The organism is Sphingobacterium sp. UBA5996 (genome assembly GCF_002429765.1).
In the GTDB taxonomy this organism is placed as follows: domain Bacteria; phylum Bacteroidota; class Bacteroidia; order Sphingobacteriales; family Sphingobacteriaceae; genus Sphingobacterium.
Genome location: NZ_DJAS01000003.1, coordinates 233,987 through 253,699, shown reverse-complemented (window position 1 = coordinate 253,699; position 19,713 = coordinate 233,987). Strand labels below are relative to the sequence as shown.

At 41.8% G+C, this 19,713-nt stretch carries 11 protein-coding genes; all 11 read right to left on the bottom strand.

The features are described 5' to 3' along the window. Positions 1-210: 210 nt before the first annotated feature. Positions 211-1,716 (bottom strand): RagB/SusD family nutrient uptake outer membrane protein, encoded by a 1,506-nt coding sequence (locus tag B3E00_RS02185; RefSeq protein ID WP_293936606.1) that lies wholly within the window; start codon positions 1,714-1,716, stop codon positions 211-213. 4 nt (positions 1,717-1,720) lie between these two features. Further along, positions 1,721-4,894 carry a SusC/RagA family TonB-linked outer membrane protein gene (locus B3E00_RS02180; protein WP_209578240.1) on the bottom strand — a complete coding sequence of 1,058 codons (3,174 nt, stop codon included), beginning with the start codon at positions 4,892-4,894 and terminating at the stop codon, positions 1,721-1,723. A gap of 280 nt (positions 4,895-5,174) precedes the next feature. Further along, positions 5,175-7,916, bottom strand: a complete 2,742-nt coding sequence (locus B3E00_RS02175) for a glycosyl hydrolase (protein WP_293936603.1) — start codon at positions 7,914-7,916, stop codon at positions 5,175-5,177. 12 nt (positions 7,917-7,928) lie between these two features. Further along, entirely contained in the window at positions 7,929-8,240 is a 312-nt protein-coding gene (rhaM, locus tag B3E00_RS02170) for an L-rhamnose mutarotase (protein ID WP_293936601.1), read from the bottom strand. Positions 8,241-8,315: 75 nt separating this feature from the next. Continuing rightward, positions 8,316-9,470 carry a glycoside hydrolase family 88 protein gene (locus tag B3E00_RS02165; protein WP_293936599.1) on the bottom strand — a complete coding sequence of 385 codons (1,155 nt, stop codon included), beginning with the start codon at positions 9,468-9,470 and terminating at the stop codon, positions 8,316-8,318. A gap of 19 nt (positions 9,471-9,489) precedes the next feature. Next, positions 9,490-11,100, bottom strand: a complete 1,611-nt coding sequence (locus B3E00_RS02160; protein ID WP_293936596.1) for an arylsulfatase — start codon at positions 11,098-11,100, stop codon at positions 9,490-9,492. A gap of 1 nt (position 11,101) precedes the next feature. Continuing rightward, positions 11,102-11,881: a rhamnogalacturonan acetylesterase gene (locus B3E00_RS02155; RefSeq protein WP_293882872.1), complete on the bottom strand. Its 780-nt coding sequence runs from the start codon at positions 11,879-11,881 to the stop codon at positions 11,102-11,104. An 8-nt stretch (positions 11,882-11,889) separates the two neighbouring features. Next, positions 11,890-12,660 (bottom strand): rhamnogalacturonan acetylesterase, encoded by a 771-nt coding sequence (locus tag B3E00_RS02150; RefSeq protein WP_209578234.1) that lies wholly within the window; start codon positions 12,658-12,660, stop codon positions 11,890-11,892. 57 nt (positions 12,661-12,717) lie between these two features. Further along, on the bottom strand, positions 12,718-14,568 hold the full coding sequence (locus tag B3E00_RS02145) for a rhamnogalacturonan lyase (RefSeq protein ID WP_209578233.1): 1,851 nt from the start codon (positions 14,566-14,568) through the stop codon (positions 12,718-12,720). 38 nt (positions 14,569-14,606) lie between these two features. Further along, positions 14,607-15,929, bottom strand: a complete 1,323-nt coding sequence (locus tag B3E00_RS02140) for a rhamnogalacturonidase (protein WP_293882880.1) — start codon at positions 15,927-15,929, stop codon at positions 14,607-14,609. Between the two features lie 745 nt (positions 15,930-16,674). Then, positions 16,675-19,494, bottom strand: a complete 2,820-nt coding sequence (locus tag B3E00_RS02135; protein WP_293936593.1) for a glycoside hydrolase family 2 protein — start codon at positions 19,492-19,494, stop codon at positions 16,675-16,677. Positions 19,495-19,713 lie beyond the last annotated feature (219 nt).

The following is a 19,713-nucleotide window of genomic DNA, read 5'->3' as shown; positions in this document are numbered from 1 at the left end:
TCCTGTTCAATCCTGTCATTGAAGGAAGCTTCCAAAGAAAACGGGGCTGCCCAAGAAGTTTAGATAGCCCCGTTTACATGCGATTCAATGCTCACCTCTACGCAGCAGCATTTTACCGCTACACTCCTGAAAGAATTTGAACCTATTTTTACAAAAAAAACCTACCCGTTCAGAACGGGTAGGTTAGGTTGAGTTTGATTATAAAAATTATTAATAGCCTGGATTCTGTGTATATAAGCCCGGACTATTGTCTAGTTCGGATTGTGGCACTGGATAGAGCACATAATTGACTTGAAAATCTGACATCTGCTTTGCGACATCCCCTTTCGTGATCCAAGCCTTCATGACAGATTCCACATTACCGCTGCGGATAAGATCAAACCAACGCAGCCCTTCACCAACAAATTCCCGTCTCCTTTCGTCCATCAGCTGCGATTTAGTGACATTGGTCAGCTCAGCTGTCAATCCAGCGCGCTTTCGGATTTGATTGACTACCGCATCTACATCCGTTTGAATAGCCCCAGGGGCGCCATTCAATATACACTCCGCCTTTAGCAACAGCAAATCACTATAGCGAAATACAATATAATTAATCGGCCAATCCATTCGATTTGCAGGCACTTTAGTAACATCCACAAATTTCTTAATAAAAGATCTTGTTTCAGCAACATTGCCATAGGTATATCCTTGCTGAATACTGAATGTTCTCCGACTATCGCTTGCATCATACGATTGAAGCAAGTCATCCGATACTGGCCTAATCGTGAGGCCTCCTTGCGTGGCCAGACCGAGTGAATTGAACCAATTGTCAGGCACAAGTACCCAAGGAAATGTAGCCCCAACAACGGGATTAGCACCGCTAGAATATTCAATATTAAAAACCACTTCCTTGTTGCGCTCATTACCATAATCAAAAATGCTATTATAGCTGGTCAGCAAACTAAATTCATTGCTATTGATTACCTCGTTGAACTGCTCCACGGCTTTCGCCCATTCATTGCTGTTTAAACCGGCACCTTCAATACCCAAAGTGGGCCCTGACCGCGTCATGTAAACCAATCCCAGCAACATTTTTGCAGCATATTTATTGACACGACCTTTATCAACAGCCGCATAGGCGCTGGGGGCTGGAAGGGCATTAATAGCCTTATTTAAATCTTCAATAATTAAGGCATATAGCTCCTCCACGTTGCTCCGCCCAATATTCTTAGCTTGACTGGCAGAGACCACCTTGTCAATCAGCGGTACTTTCCCGAAGTATCGAATCAAATCAAAATAAAAAAATGCACGCATAAATCGAGCTTCGCCTTCCATTCTATTACGAAGATTCACATCCGAGATGGCTGTAGCTCCATTCGCCTCAAGTTGTTCTAAATAATTGTTTACACGAAAGATACCGTTAAAATTTGTTTGCCAAGCTTCTATTACATAGGGGTTACTGGCAATTGTTTTATGAAAACTATTGATCCCTTCCCAATCTCGTACCCCACCATCAGAAACGGCGTACAAATTGTCAGATCGTGTCTCCGAAAGATTCATTAAGCGGTCTGGATATCCTCGTGTACTATTATATATAGCATTCAATCCTTGAACAAAATCATTCGTAGTCTTAAAGTACGTATCTGATGTTGCGTTCGAAATGGGCTGCTGGTCCAGATCCATTTTGCAAGATCCCAATAGACCCGCTATCAACAAAAATATACTCAATTTTTTCATTGTTTTAGAAATTTACGTTTAAACCAAATGTTACTGTTTTTGGAATTGCCAGGCCACCATAATCACCCGCTTCGGGATAATCAGCGCTTCCGCTTAGATTTGTATTTGAAGATTCGGGATTTACACCGCCGTCATATTTGTCCTTTCCCCAAAAATTTTCCAATGTCACGAATAAACGGACTAAACTAAGTTTGGACTGACTTCCCAATTTCAGGTCTTTTATATTATAACCAAGAGTGACATTGCGTAGGCGCCAATAATCCGAGGAATACAGCCAATCTGTATTTTTAATCCGCCCAAACGTTGAATAAGCTTTTCCAACACGGCCTTCTCCAGGCTCCTCTTCTGAACGCCATCTATCCCGATAAAAACCAAGTGCATTGTCCGACGATCCTTGGCCCGTACGTCCCAATGCCCTTCCTAATAAGGAATAGATATGACCTCCATTCTGGCCTTGGAACATAAAACTCAGGTCAAAATTTTTATATTTAAAGTTGTTGGTTATCCCCCACACATAGCTAGGGTTTGGATGCCCCACAATCATACGGTCATTCGCATCAATCACACCATCTCCGTTGGCATCCACATACCTTGGATCACCTGCCTTTTGGCTACCATACAATGCCGCCCCAGCATCAATATCCGCCTGACTTAATATTCCATCTTGTTTCACGACATAAATACTATACATTGGCTCACCAATCCGCAAAAGGCTATGTTGGATATCAAACGAAGATGGAATTAAAATTTCTTTTTGCTCCCCATCAAGTTTTGTTACCTTATTGGAATTATGACTGATGTTAAAAGAGGTAGACCACGAAAAATCCGATTTTCTGATTTGATGGGAGGTGATCTCAAAATCCCAGCCTTTACTTTTCACCTCACCAGCATTATCCAAATAGGAAGAAAAACCGGTCGCCAGCATGGAAGGGACATTTAATAATAAATCACTGCTTTTGCGTGTATACCAGTCAAATGAACCGGTGATGCGTGAGCCTAAGAGACCAAAATCCAATCCAATATCATAAGTCCGGGATTTTTCCCATTTTAGGTCCGGATTAATAATATTGCTTGGCGCCTGCCCGGATGCCGAAAGACCATTTAACGAATAATTATAAAATCCCAATAAAGCAATACTGCTGTAATCACCTATATTGTTATTCCCAGATTCACCATAACTTCCGCGTAATTTCAGCTCATTTATAAAGGCCATTGGTTTCATAAAATTCTCCTCTGAAAGACGCCAGCCCATGGATAACGATGGGAACCAACCCCATTTGGTATTGGATCCAAAACGCGATGAGCCGTCCCGTCGAATACTTCCAGACAGTAAATACTTACCATCATAGGCATATTGGACACGCCCAAAATAAGAGAGCAAGACACTTTGTGTTGCACCTGTTGAAGCCACTGTAGCAACTGCGCCGTTCAACGTTGTTATAGAACTATTGGTATACCCCCCCTGCGAGGTGATGGAAGAAGTTTCAAGTTTATCAAAATTATAAGCTTGTCCCAACAGCGCAGTAACATCATGCTTGTCAATATTGAGGTGATAATTTAAGGTGTTTTCGTTCACAAAGGTCTGTTTTCGGTAAACACTATTGGATCCGTAGGTCGCTTGATTCGGATTATTGGTTCGGTTAGCCAAAGTTCCTCCAACTGTGTAAGGCTGAAATCTATTGCTCCGGCTATCGGTTTGATCCAAATTGACCGTAGTCTTAAAATTGAAGTTATCAAGAATATTGTATTGTCCATAAACTGTTCCCAGTAAACGTGAAATTTTGTTTTCCCCGATATAATAATTCAATTTAGCAATGGGATCATTTGTTGAAGTGCTCCAAGGATATTTTTCATTGTCAAAAACGTTTACTGTTCCTGCAGGATGATCCTGAACCGGTGACATCGAATAAATCTGATGCATGATATTATCCTTTCCTTCCACCCCGGGGTCATTTCCTATCGAATAAGTAGGTGCTAGGTTTAAACCGAATGCGAATTTCTTATTCGGTTTCACTTCAACGTTAGCCCTGGCAGTATAGTTTTTATAATCCAATCCTTTCACAATACCCTGCTGATTGAGATAATTCCCAGAGACATAATAATTGACAAATTCTGTCGCTCCCGACGCTGCAACCTGGTAATTTTGAATCACTCCTTTTCGATACGCTTCGTCCTGCCAGTTAACGAGATAAAGTCCGGGATGTCCAGGCTCCAGCCAGCGGTCATCATACATGTAAGCTGTATTATATGTCCCGTCGGCGAGCCCCAGTATCTTCCGTCGTTCCGCATTACTTTGACTTGCCAATCTTCCTGTACCCGAGGCTTCCCATTGCGCATTGATCATCTCCACCGCTCTATCTATCCACTCCTCACCATTTAACATATCCAATTTCTTATAAGCCTCGGAAATACCAATGTATGAATTGAGACTCAGTTTGGCCTGACCGCTCTTTCCACGCTTTGTGGTGATCAGGACAACGCCATTTGCTGCCCGGGATCCGTAAATAGCAGCCGCAGATGCATCTTTTAAAACCTCTACAGATTCAATATCATTGGGGTTCATATTGTCCAAAGGATTTCCCGAGGCATAGTTTCCGGAGCCATTTTGCGAGGCCGTTGACAATGGGAAACCATCAATGACATACAAGGGCTCACTACCAGCAGTAATAGACCCCGACCCCCTGACCTGTACACTTAACCCCTTTCCGGGAACACCCGTAGATTGCTTGACCCGTACGCCAGACATCTGTCCGATCAAGGCTTGATCAACGCGAGCAATAGGCCGTTCATCGAGATTTTCAGCGTTAAATTTTGAAACGGGTGCAATAAGATTAGTCCGCTTTTGCGTTCCATAGCCAATGACAACGACTTCGTCAAGAGCTTCCTGCTTGGATATCATGTCTACCTGCAAAAAAGAGCGGTTGGATACGATTAAGGTTTTAGATAGGTATTCTATCGAAGTGAAGGTAACTTTATCCCCCGGCTTGGCCACGATACCAAATTCACCATTTTTATTCGTCGTTCCACTACCTTTGCCGTTCACACGGATAGTCACTCCGCTAATAGGCTGACTTTTATCGTCAACAACTTTTCCTTTCAGCAGTTCTTGAGCATATAATACCTGAGTCAATGCCAACTGGATCATTACCACGGTACCATATCGTAAGCTATTTTTCATGGGTTGAAGTTTAAATTGTTACTTGTGATTTATATTGGTAACAGGAAGTTATAGCATCCCTTTAAACTAACTATCCTGAACTTACAGGTTCGCAGGTATCTCCGTTTATTTTAGAAAGCAAAAAGCCCCATTTAAGGGGCTTTTTATAGTTATACAGGCCTATTAATGTAACAACTTTTTCTCTTTCCATCCGCACGAAAGCTACTGACCACTTTTTATGCTCGCAAAAAATCAATCAGATAAAGACAAGCTCGCACGAACACATCCAATCGTTTCTCATTTAATAACTCCAAATGGTCACTGGCCCAATCAGCCCACTTTCCATGGGCGCCCAGTTACTGGCATCAAAATCTTTATAATTGATATTGACGAAATTGATTTCGTGATAATTACGCCAGGTAACTTTTTTGCGGTCTAGATAGCTCATACGGTTGGCCATTAAGTTGGCGACTTCAATACGAATCTTGTTTTCGCCATTTACCAATAATGGGGTAATATCCTGTTGAAAAGGAATTGACCATAACACACCGGCGTCCTTTCCGTTAATATACACTCTGGCACTTTCCGCAACACGCCCAAGCTTGAGTAGATATGATTTTGACAAGTCTTTATGGATAGAGAATGTTTTCTCGTAGTTTGCTGTACCCGAAAAATTAACAGCATCTTTATCGCCCCATTCGGTCCACGAAGAGAGCTGATCAAGCTTTTTAGCCTTTGGTAAAACAGGTCCTCCGGCAATAAAATTCACTTTCCAGTCGCGGTCCAATTGAGCCACTTGGTGTAACTCATCCTGATAGCGGAAAGGTTCGCTGGCTTGTTGCTCCGAGGCCAAGACAATCCAGGAATAACCCGATGGAATCTGCACCCGTATCTTTCCATCAGATGATGGCAACTGATAGGTCGGCCCAGTCTGGGGATCCAATAAAGAATAATATTTCGCTTGTACATTCAGCGCGATATGGCGATCCACGGTCTGTCCGCTGTGATTGACTAAATAATAATAGGTATCCTTACCGGCAACTCTTCTTGAAAACTTTAGCCCGGTTTGATTAATCCGTTCAGGTAATATCTGTTCGGTTTCCAGGGCTGAATTAATATCTGTAGTCAAATAGATTTTTCCTTTTCCAAATGCTGTATACTGATTAGCCTTATGTTTATCGAACCCTAGTGATGCAATTAATTTATTGAACAGCGTGCGGCGTTGTTCTAATTGGCCGTAGCCAGGCACGGTCAGTGGTAATTTTTGGAAAATAATAGTTGCTCCCTGGTTGGCCATTTCCAGAATTTTCTGCAGGGTCACTTCTGAAAAATAATGACAGGCAGGTATATAAATTGCTCGATACGGGATCGCATCCTTTGATGTTTGTAATTTTCCGTCGTTTACTGTAGTTCCCGCCAAAATTTTATCAGTTGCAAAATCAAAGCTATACCCCCGTTTCTGCAGCTGAACACTTTGTTTATAAAATTGCGTTGGATGTAACCATTCGTCAACATCATGAACCTTTAGTGCCTTATCCATTCCTTTGGCATTATTCCAAATATCATAAATGGGCCAATATACCAGCAGTTCATTGTCGGCCCGGCTGGATTGAAGGATGGATTGCACACGCGTAATATATTGATTCAAACCAGTAAGGTGATCCCAGAACGAGTTTTGCGGAACAAAATTAACGGAAGCATAGAACAACCATCCCGGAAAAGGTACATTTTTCGGCGAATAGGTTGTCCCGTGATAGAATACATGATTCACCCCAGCGAGGAATAGTTGTTCGACTTCAGGTTTCGTTTGTGACAAGGAGGTTTTAAAATGTTCCGTAAGCCATGTGAATGTTTCCGAAGAAGTATATTTTTTACCGTATACATTTGTCGCCGATGTCGCAAATTTTGCCATCATGGGATCCGGGTCCACATTACGGATATCAGCAGTATCCCGTCTTAATCCGGGAATATCGAAACTGCTGGATCCAAAGGTTTCACACTCCGCAATATCGGTATCCGCATACAAGTCAATCAGATTTCCTGGAGATCCATGGGCTTGATTTTTTGAAATCGCACGATAGCGATGGGCAAAATCCGTAAATGGGATCAAGAAATTCTGGGCAAGTAGTGCATTCACAACTTCACGATAATCCGATTTAAGGCCTGCTGTTTTAGCTTCATCCTTACCTTTACCCGCAAAATCTAGCAGGTTATCTTGAAGTTTGTATCCTTTTATCCGTTCGAATGATTGCAAAAACTCATCCGTCCAATTTGCCCCATATACTTCGTAGCTATCGTTAAAAAAAGCACGCACATGCAGTGGTTTATCCTGAAAAGCTTCGGTAAATCTATTGAAATAAGATAGGACAGATTGCTGTCCAAGGTGATCGAGCGTATACCCCGCTCCCCCCGGTGCGGCACGTTTGACTTTCTGCCCCGTTCTACCAGAAAATACCGCTAATAGACGAATATCGGCAGGCGCTTCCCATGTTCCAGTGGTCTTTGAAATATAATCATCCAGTTTAATCTCACTATTGTCGGCTCTAAATGCCCGTAAAGCCTGCAGAAAGAAATAATGCTGTTTAGGATCCTTAGGTTTTAGGGGAAACGTGATCCTTTCACCTTTTTTCAGTTCAAATTCATCCAGGATTAATTTGGCAGCGGCATCCTTTTCTTTGATTTGAGGTCCCCCGAATGGCCACCCCGTACCCAAATTAATGTCTACCCCCATTCCCAAGGCATTGGCCTTATCCGTTGTTACACCTAACATATTCATCCATTGTGGTGAAAGAAAGTTCAGGTAGTTGGATTCAAATCCTTTAGCACCATAAATCGGTGTTACCTCGACGCCACCAAATCCGCTTTTGTTAAATAAGGTTAATTCACGTTCGAGATTAGGCCGGTCCACAGCTGAACCCAGCCACCACCAACGTGTCCAAGGTCTCATTTCTTTGGTAACTGCTGGCCATAGATCCTGCGCTATCGTTCGACCGACAGCCAAAAGATTACAGGCAAGCACTAATGATATATAGATTTTCTTCATGTTAAAATTAACCTAATCCATGTGAAACACCTTTTTCAAATTTATCGACACTGGGGAGTGGTCGGGATTTACGTCCATGATATCATGCATATAATCCCACCATTGCTGAACAATAACTTCCTTACCCAGCTCTTGTGACGAATGTCCTGCTAAATACTGAACCGCAAATAAAGTATCCGTCTCCTCATCCAAAAAAATACTATAATCAGACACCCCGTTTTCGCGCAATAAGGTTATTAATTCTGGCCAGATCGCATCATGTCTCTGCTTGTATTCCGCAGACATGCCCGGTTTCAATTTCATTTTAAATGCTATTTTCTCCATTTCGTTTATGTACTGAACTATTTTGTATGATCGCCAAATATTCTTAATTAGCCAATACCTGATGTATGCGGGTACTTATCTTGCCAACATTTTATAGACTTCTGTTCCACCTAATAAGAAACAACCCAAACCGTAATCTTCAAAATCCGGCTGACTTGAAAAACTGACCGGCTGACCATCCTTAGGTTCCTTTCCCGTTCCTTGTAAATAGCCCAAAAAACCAGAAGGGTGTACCGCTTCTGCTGTCATTGCTTTCCACGCCTTTTCTACAACAGGTCGATATATTTTAGCATCTAGGAAACCATTATTGATGCCCCAGGCCATACCATAGACAAACAGTGCAGTGCCTGAAGTTTCACGCCCACCAAAATTAGTCGGATCGTGTAGACTGACATTCCAGAATCCATCCGGTCTTTGAATAGGAACAAGTGCTTCCATCATAGCTTTATAATCCGACATGTACTCGGCACGATGTGCTTCGTTCTCCGGAATCAAAGAGAGTACCCTAACCAAAGCTGCCACAACCCATCCATTGCCGCGTGACCAATAGCAATCCTCACCATTCGGCTCCTTGTAAGGAGGAACAAAATCCTTATCGCGCCACCAAAGTTTATCCGCCTTATTATACAGGCCTCCACCTTCTTGCGTTTTTGAATGATGATACATTTTATACATGTAATCAAAGTAAGTTTGATCCTTCGTCATTACCCCCAGTTTAGCATAAATTGGCATGGCCATTTGTATGGCATCAATCCAGGTCCAATCGTCTACTTTTCCAGATTTGATAATGTAATCTATATTAGCTTTAATCTTTTGGATACGCTCAGGCTTAGCTTCAATTTCATAGAGATCCAGGTAGATCTGCCCACAAGCTTGGTCATCGGCATTTCGAGTTTCCAAACCGTTGCGCATACCCCAGTCATGTTTATTTCCCCAATCCACAGCATAATTGTAGTATTCGTTATTTTTATCAATCTGATAAAGTGCCATGAGCCCTTCGTAATAAACGGCTCGGGTCCAGATATTGCTCGGCCGCCAACGGTTGGTATAGATCGGTTTACCGGTGTCTGTCCATTTGTTCATGAAATAACGATTGGTCAGCTGCAACGACTGAAGTACATCTACAGCGGTTAATTCCTGCTTCTGTTCGACAACTTTCTTCGTCGATGAACATGCTGAAAGGAAAAACGCAATCATCAAAGTGGCCGTATAAATATTAAATAGTTTCATGCTTTGTTTGCTTTATAATTTATTTATCAGGAGAATTTCCCTTTTTTTGTACAAGTTGTTCGTATGGTATCACTCCGACTCTTTTCGCCCAATTATCATAGACCTGAATCATTTCATGATATATTTTCGGAAAAGTGGTGGACAAGTCTACCGTTTCGCTCCGATCGTTTTCTAAATCATACAGATACCAGCTGTGTTCAGGATAGGAAGACACAAGTTTCCATTTTCCTTTGCGCACAGCTTTGTTGCCCTCATGCTCAAAACAAATTTCCCTATTAACATCCCCATTTTGTGCTGTCCATAGTGGAAGCAAGGACAATCCTTCCATCGGTTGAATCGTATTACCTGCATAGGTTTTAGGATAGCTTGCTCCTGACCATTGTGCTAAGGTTGGCATGATATCGATCAAATGAGCTGGCCTATCAAACTGTTTCCCTCTTGGTAGGAATTTCGGTCCATAAGCGATAAATCCGGTGGCATTCCCACCCTCAAACTCCCAATGCTTGAACTTTTTGAAAGGCGTATTGCTCACTGCAGCACCTTCAACTCCATAAGCTGTAAAAGAGCGTGGGTGACTGGCAGGAAATTCGTTAGCCGCTCTAATTTCTGCCGTAAATCCAGCATTGCTTATCGTTTCATTACTCGCGCCGTTATCAGAGAGAAAGATAAAAACAGTGTTGTCCAATTGCCCCTTCGATCGGAGGAAATCAACCAGTCTGCCAACATTCTGATCCAATTCGTCTACCATCGCCGCGTAGACAGCCATCTTTTCGTCCCATTTGACTTTTTCTTCCCAACTGCAATCATTCCAATTTCGCAATGTTGTATCAATTGGTGACAATTTGGTCGTAGGCGGCAATATCCCTAACTGCTGCTGTTTTTGAAAACGCTTTTCACGAATAGCCTCCCATCCTTCCATATATTTACCCCGATACTTTGCAATATCCTGAGGTTTGGCATGTATAGGCCAGTGGGGAGCCTGAAAAGCGAGGTATAGAAAAAAAGGATTCTCTTTTTTAGTTTCTAAATGCTCACCAATGAAAGTCATTGCATAATCTGTATAGGCATCCGAGCTATAGTAATCTTTTGGCGGAACGATCGCCTCATTGTCCAAGGCTATCGTTAATGTTTGATTGGGGCGATAAGGCCGGTTTTCAAAGTAGCTGTTTGCTCCATCAATTAGCCCATAGTAGCGCTGAAATCCACGCTGCCGGGGCCAATTTTCCTTTTCCTGTCCAACATGCCACTTCCCAGCCATATAGGTTCCATAACCTGCGCTTTTCAATAGTTCGGCCAATGTGACCGAATTTCTGTTCAAATAACCCTGATAGGCTGGAAAAGGACGCTTGTTCATCATATCGCCGACTCCCGCCTGATGCGGATATAATCCGGTCAATAGGGAAGCACGCGATGGACAACAACGCGAAGCATTATAAAAATTAGTCATCTTAATCCCTTCCTTTGCCATTTTATCCAGATTTGGAGTCTGAATTTCAGAACCAAAGCAACCCAAATCGGAATAGCCCATATCATCGGCCAGAATCAACACAATATTGGGCCGTTGCTGTGCATGCACTTTAAGTAGTGTCAACAGAAAAAAGATCGCCACAGGAAAGGTAGATTTCTTCATACTACATAAATTTCTTTAATCCGATTTTGGTTTGTTTTTTCAATTGCTCAGCAACGAGTTTAGCATTCAGCAAAGCACCGGCTTTTATTGTATGGGTCGCATCTTTAGGATCAAAAAATTCCGTTTCTACTTTCTTTTTTCCCAATGTTTCATACTGGGCAATCACGAGATCCTGCAATGGTATAAAGAAAGCACCACTCTGCTGGGCAGCTTCCTCAGCCCATATTGCATAATCCGATTTACGAACCTGATTTCCATCCCAAGCATTGCGTGGAATGGGTGAACAGATAATTGCTATCGCTCCCTTATCCTGAATATTCTTTACAAACCTACGCAAGTAAAAACCATAGCTATAGACTACTTCATGCTGTTTCAGCAATGGATTATACACTTCTTGGTAATCATCACCATTTCCCTTTATCGTTCCTCGAGCGCGTAACGTGTCCACAATGGGACTTGAATCATTATGCCCAAACTGGATAAGTACAAAGTCACCAGGCTGAATGCTATCCAGTACTTTTTGCCAGAGTTTTGGATTATTATAAAATGTTCTTGTGCTTGTTCCCCCGAGTGCACGATTCTTGACATTAATTTTATCGGATTTAAAATACTCCCCTATAAAACTTCCCCAGCCCCACTGTCCGTTCGAGCCATTTCCCTGTCCGTTTTTTACTGTAGAGTCACCAATAATAAACAAGTTCGGTTTGTGCTGCTTTTCCAAAAAAGACATGCTAATTACAGCGAAAAGGACCGCAGCCCAAGGCAACAATTTCAATTTCATCTTCGTTACTATTTAATATATTGTACTAACTGACTTTTAATCCTACGGAATCCTTCGATAACAGACCATGCATTTTCTCGCGCTCCGTCTTTATTCGTATGTGTATGGTCACCGGGAAAAAAACTGGTTTTTACCAGTTCTGGTCCAAGGCGATCATATTTATCTGCGGTAATACTATTCAGATCCAGAAAAGGAACGCCTTGTTCTTCGGCAATCTGCTTACCCCACAAGCCAAAGTCTTTGTCGGCCCGCTTCACTTTACCTTGATCATCCCATTGGTTGCGCGGAATCATGGATAACAAAATCGGTGTTACCCCCTTTTTCTTTGCTCCAATTACAAAGAGACGCAGGTTTTCACCATAAGTGTGCACGGTTTCCCTCTTCCCATTTCCCCAATCTAAAACAACAGAATCTTTACCGATACCCCTTAGCACACCTCGATAGCCTTGTTTGCTGGTATCAGGTTTACTTCCCTCGTTATGACCAAACTGAATCAATAAAAAATCTCCAGGCTTGAACAAAGAATCAACTTTTCTCCATCTTCCCTCTTTAACAAATGTACGTGTACTCCGACCCGCCATCGCATGATTGTCCACACGGACTCGTGTCGTATCCAGTAATTCAGGAAGCAAGGTACCCCAGCCCCAATATTCCTTATTGCTGTTCTTAACTGTCGAATCACCGATAAGATAAATCGTGGGTCTATTTTGCTGCTTTGCAAAGGATATTAAAACAACCGCTACCAATGCCATCCCTATCCATTTTATTGTATGCTTCATTTGCTAACTTATCTATTTTTTTTAATCAAACAATTCCAATCGTACGCGTCTAAATTTCTATTTTGTGCGGGCAGGCTTCACCAACTGAATATTCGGTTTGACCGGACGATCCATACTTACACCAAGGTAATACCCCGTATGTGGCGGTTGATTATAGGCTACATTCTGCCATGCTATACTCAAGCGATATTGTGGATCATGCATGAGTGTATAAACACGCTTTTCCGTCGGGATCGTTGTTGTATAGATACGCAGATATTGATTATCATCTGAACGTAGGATCAATTCTTCCCGCCAATCACCGAAGATATCCGCGCTCAGGTTGGGCGTACTTTTAGTTCCATTAATCGATGATGCTCCCACCGCCGTAAAGATTCGTTCTGTTTTTCCATTTTTATATTTTTCAATATAGTTGCTGTTTAAAAGTTCACGGCTCAAATCAGCATCCCACCAAATCAGAAAATTGGTCGATCTCGGAGCCGGTCCTACACGATTACCTTTGGTATCGTACATATCTCTAGATCCCAGCCACCACAGATACGCCCCTTTATGATCGGGATCTATATTTGCAGCAACACCGCGAGGAATATCTTGGTCTATTGCACTTTTAAACAAAATTGCCCCGGTTTTGGCATCCAATAAAGCCACACCAGTCCCTTTCCGCCCACCTTTCAGTTCATGGATTCCAAAAATCTCTAGGCCGGGTCTATCCGGATCCAAATCACTGACATGCAAAGCATCACCATGCCCAAGCCCTGTACTATATAGACCTTTTCCATGATCATCAATAACCATCGAACCAAAGACAATTTCATCTTTGCCATCTTGGTCTACATCCGCAACCGTGAGATTGTGATATCCCTGACCAGAATAAGGATCTTTACGAACTTTGCTGTCGAATACCCAACGGCTTATCAGTTTTTTATCTTTAAAATCCCATGCTGCCAAGGCCGTACGTTCGTAATATCCTCTTGTCATGACAACACTCGGGTTTACGCCATCCAAATAGGCTACACAAGCTAAAAATCGATCACTGCGATTGGCATTGGTATCCCCCCATGAACTTAGCTCTCCACGTTGTGGCAGATAATCAACCGTACTCAGGGCTTTTCCCGTCAATCCATCAAATACCGTTAAGTATTCAGGACCTTTCAATATACGACCAACTGTCTGCGAATTTAATACGGTATCACGCCAATCGGCCTGTGCATCACCAATAACATTTCCCAGTCCATCTTTAGTACCGTCGGCCGTTTTACAGACTAACTCCGCACGGCCATCACTATCGAGGTCATAAACCATAAATTGGGTGTAATGTGCCCCTTCACGGATATTTTTACCTAAATTAATTTCCCATAAAAAAGTACCGTCCAGTTTGTATGCTTGCAATATAGGTTCGGAAGTTATGCCATTGTGCGCATTGTCGTGTCCAACACCAGTCTGATGAACAATAAGTTCATACGTCCCATCACCATCCAAATCGCCGACGGAAACATCCCCAGGCATATAGCCTTTAGGAGTGCGTAAAGGAATATCCAAGTATTGCTGTACTTTTTGATCTTTTGGTAAGGTCAGTTTAGCCACTTCTTTCTCTTTTCCTCCAGCGACTATATTGAGAATATACGTTACATCTTGATTCAAATCGATATGATCGTCCACGAAGTTAGTTCCCTTCACTAAAGGTGAAGGGTTCAGTTTTTTCAGCTGACCATTCCTTTCCTTTCTATAAATTGCGAAGGCTGTATCAAAATCGTCAGTACCAAGCAAACGCCAGCTTAAGAAAACAGAATTATCGGTCGTTTTTAGGCCGATCATTCCTCGATCCAAAAACTCCATTTTGCGTTGACCTGAAACAGCAAGAGAACCGATCAGCGCTCCTATTAAAAGAATAAGTTTTGTCTTCATCATCGTAGGCCTAATTCACAAAAACATGCTGGTAAAGCATATTATTGCTTTTTATTGTTAACAGTCACCTGATTCAGGACAAAGTTTTTAACATATTCCTTATGAATCACGGGATCTTTGGCGGCGCGGACATGCAGATTTTGAAATGTAAAATCCGACAGTACATATTGCTCCGAGTTGAGTACATCAAATACGATGTCGCAATCTAGGTCAATATTGCGCAAAACAATATTTCTTGCATACGACATTTTAATATCTTTCTCGCCCTTCAAATCAAAAAATTGGGTCCAAGGTTTAATAAACAACATGCTATTGACATTTCCCTTGATGTTTTCGATCAGAATGTTTTCATATTCCTGGGGTGTATCGGGACGCATTTTTAATTGCAGTAGCTTACGTGCTTTATCTAAGGTATTGTTCCTAAAAATCACATTGTAGCTATGAATAGATTCACTGCCGCAAGTGAGTGCGCTATGACAAAATCCAAAAAAACAATTTTCAATAATAATATTTGAATTGGGGCCGTTGTTAGGATCTTTGTCGGACTTAGGCCCTTTACCGCCTTTTAGTGCAATGGCATCATCGTTAACGGATAAGTAACAATCTTTAATCAATACATTACGGCAGACATCCAAATCGATCGCATCGGAACTAGGTGCTTTCACAGGTTCCTTTGGTGCTGAAATATGTAAACCGATCAATTTGAGATTTTCACATTTATAATAATGCGAGGTCCAAAAAGGTGAATTGATCAAGCGAATGCCTGAAACCTGTACATCCTTGCTGTTGGACACATAAAGTAAACGTGGACGCATCTCGTCCATATTTGTGCATTGTGGATTAAACTGTCTCCTAAGCCAGAAGGATCGCCAGTAGCGTAACCCGTTTCCATCGAGTGTACCTTTACCCGAAATTGTAAATCCATCCACCTGGTCTGCATTGACAAGCGCCAAAAAATACTTCACTGTTTGCCCTTCCATCCGAGTTTCCGCTAGCACAAAATCCGCAATATCATCACTTCCTTTCAGTACAGCGCCTTCTTCGAGGTGTAAATGTGTATTCGGTTTAAAAAATAAGGATCCACTCAGGTAGACACCTTTAGGCACTATGACTACACCTCCACCGCTGGTATAGGCCTTATCAATAGCCTGTTGAATTTTGGCCGTTTGCACGATGGTGCTATCTGACGCAACACCAAAATCTGTGATGAGAAATTTCTTTCCGAGCGTTTCGATCTCAGTCGATTTTACAGTCTCGAACCATGTTGAAATTACCGTTCCGTCCGGAAACTTTCCTTGCGCATGTACATTGGACAAAATCGCAATTGATGTAAGCAGATGTAAAAATCGAAAGAATTTTTTCATAATATTAAGTTTTATTAAGTCTTCTTTTCCCGCTTGTCTACAGCTTAATTAAAACGTGCAGACAATACCGTCAAATTGATCAGCGTATTTAAGGATGCCTAAATAAGTAGCTAGTTTTAAAAGTATCAACATTTTTAACAAGAGCCGTCCTGTAGTATCCTGAACAAGCTCAATTACACAGTCAACACATCTTCATTTTCATTGATAATAAACCCAATAACAAGGATTCAAAGCTATTCGTAATATATTTGTTATAGAATTCCCAACACCAACTCCATACCAACTTAACACCAACTCCTAACTGTAACCACTGTGAGTCCACAGTGAGTCCACGTTGAGTCCACCTTTTATGGTGCATTCACTATGCTTTTACCTTTTTAACAATCCGCTTGCAGTTAGGAGTTGGTATGGATTTGGTCATAACTTATCCTTAAGACAGCATATCCAAAACCACCTTGCACTGTCCTGCTTGGTAAAATTAGAAGATCAATGGCAATCCCGAACTTCCAATTCAGACCGTACAATTGAAGATGTACATCTAAAAAAACAACATCAACTGCTATTCAAAATAAATACTTCAATGATTTTCCCTACACGAATAGCGATAAAAGTGAATAAAGTACAACCTTTTGGGGTTCAAGAAATCTAAATAAGCATTATTGAAAAGAATACATACTATTAGGGGTACACCATAAAAAAGGGCTTTTCTAAAAAATAGAAAAGCCCTTTTTTATGCATTATTCTTTTAATCTGTCAACACATTAACCTTAGGCATAACAAATTGTGTATTTTCTTTTTCGCCCTTCGGGGTACCAAAGTAAAAATAGAGTGTCCGATTAATCTTTTTATCCATTTGATTAAGCTCACCTGCGGGTCCATTCACCCCAGCATTTCCATTGATTCCCAACGCCAGTTTTGTTCCAATAGGAGGAATAGCATCCAAAAAGGAAATATCCCCCGTCGGCAACTGCGGATAACCTTTGGGACCGGAAATTCCGTAGAACTCGAATAATCGCACAAATAAATCTTCCTGATCTGTTGCAACCAAAAACTTCCCTTGCACTGTATTGAATTGTATCCAACTAACATCCGAGAAGTAGCCTTTAAACTCAGGAAATGTCCATGGCCCAATACCTGCTTTTCCGTCATTATACATTTTTTCCCATGTATTTAGTGTGACACCTTGCATCCTATTCTTCCATACGCGATAAGGGCCATTACCAAGCCATTTGGCCCCAATAATATAGTTTTCAGGAAAATTAAAGCTCACTCCAGCATAGGGTACTGCTTTGCCCATATGATAAGCATAATCAAGTTTTAACCACCCGTCTGGGCGCATCGTCCAACGGATAAAACTTAGGTTACCATCAAACATAAACTCAACAGCTTCATTTTTTCCGTCTTTCCAACGTTTAGCACTTTTCAGCTCCGACTGTCCATCGATAAGCACCGGACCATTATTGAAAGCCAATTTCATGCTATAATCATTGGCCAGATCAACCAATAATCCTGTTTTTTTGGAAATCATAGCTGTTATTCCGTTTGCCTTAAGCATATAATTCGCACTGTCTTCTTTCACTTCAACATCGGTAGAAGATTTCAACGGCAAAATTTCCGCAGTAAGCATTTGATTGGATTTTACACGCCAGGTCCAAGTATAAATTTCCTCCCCGTGTGGATCAATCGCAGTCAATATCAGCGCATCATATTGTTTCCAGTCGCTCGGTAAATTCAATTGCAAGTTTCCCTTTTGTGTTGGAGGCAATATAGGACTGTCGACGTGTAGATGTAGTACTGAATCCACACCTGATTCATCCGCATAGGGTTGTTGATAGGTAATCAGTTTACCCTCAAATCGACAGTTTTTCAGATCAGTAAAATGATAACGATTTTCCACCGAAATCGTTCCGTTGAAGTCAACAGGTAATTTCTTCATCGTAATATGTACAGGTGCATAGATCTCCCGAATGGCATAGAAACTGCCCTCCTTTTCGCGATGTGGCCCAAGAATTCCATCAGGGGCATTTACGCGGTTGACATCAATCGCATTATTGAAATCTGTACGCACAATACCTTCATCTGCAAAATCCCAGATAAATCCGCCGGCACCTAATTTGGCATTCCAGTGCAGCTCCCATATATCCGCCAATCCTGCCGCAGCACCTCCATCATCCTGTGCGTGGAGAAATTCGGTTGGCATATAAATATTTGGTCCTTCCAGAATTTTTTTTGTCGAATAAAAATCTTCATAATGGTTACAGTCGATTCCATTGATTGCATTTCCCGGTCTATGATGTGCATGAATGACTGTTCTCGCCGAAAGATCATATTTCTTGTACTCGTCTACAAGTTCTTTATTATGTCCACCTTCATTGCCGTTGCTCCAAAGTATAATGGAAGGATGGTTAGCATCTCGAATAACCATTTCTCGCACCAACTTTTTACCCACAACGGTACTGTATGCTTTTTGCCAGCCAGCCAATTCATCCAAAACATATAAGCCCAATGAATCGCAATATGCCAAAAAAGATCTATCTGGCGGATAATGCGAACAGCGGACCGCATTCATATTCATTTCTTTGATCAATTTAACATCGTTCAGATCCAATTGCGCGTTTACCGACCGTCCGGTTTCGGGCCACCATACATGACGATTAACACCTTTCATCTTTACTTTTACACCATTGACATAAATGCCGTCTCCCTCACGAACTTCAATTGTTCTGAAACCAAAGCGATCTTGATATTGATATTCTTTATTCTTCCCGTTCCATAGGGTGTACGTGACCTGATATAGGTTTGGTGTCTCGGCGGTCCATAATAAAGGGTTTTCAACTTTCATTTCGACCAATTTCACTGAGTCTTTCGCAGTAATTGGAAACTGTTGAATCGCGATCACATTACCCTTCAGATCTTTGATCTCTACCGATAGTTTATTAGCCTTAGAGAGCCCCTCTAAGTGCACATTGCTTCGAAAAGCTCCGTCTGCCTTTGCATCGATAGCCGTCCAGCTGATGTGTTCCTGTGCTGTCGCTTCAAGGTATACGGGCCTATAAATACCGCCTAAAATCCAATAATCCGCAAGGCGCTCCGCATTGTTAACAGATTTATCGGAAGACATTTTTGACACAGTAGCCTCCAATATATTGGCCTTGCCAAAGGTGATCTTGTCGGTAACATCGTATTTAAACTGATAAAAAGCACCCTGATGGATATCTCCGGCTAGCTTCCCGTTGATCTTGACTTCAGTATCGGTCATTGAACCTTCAAAAACAAGGTTTATTTTTTTCCCTTTCCAATTCTTTGGGACAGTAAATTGATGCCGATAAAGACCTTTCTCATCATGGAAGGTAAAATTCTTGCCATAAGTCACATAATCCCGTCCATAGTTGTATGCCCCGAAACCTTGTTGTTCCCAATGGCTAGGCACAGCGATCTTATCCCATTTCCCGGCTTTACGCCCCCCCGTCACCCAAAAATCCCAATTAACGGTATGAACGTTGTCAGTTCCCGAAAGATACTGTATTTCTTTCCCAATCTGCGCTGAGGCGATATGTGCCATCATAACGTATATTAAAGCAAAGAGCGTAATTCGAATTTTAAGCATCGGTCTATTCATTTGGGTTAGCAAACTCCTAAAATAAAAAATTCAGGACGCACCAGTGTCCTGAACTTACCTGAATGGTTTCAGATCTAACCCCATACTTTTGGAACAGTACAGCACAGGATGACAAGTTCATTTGGTTTACGTAAACTTGCTGTATTGAATCGGTAGCTTTTCAAT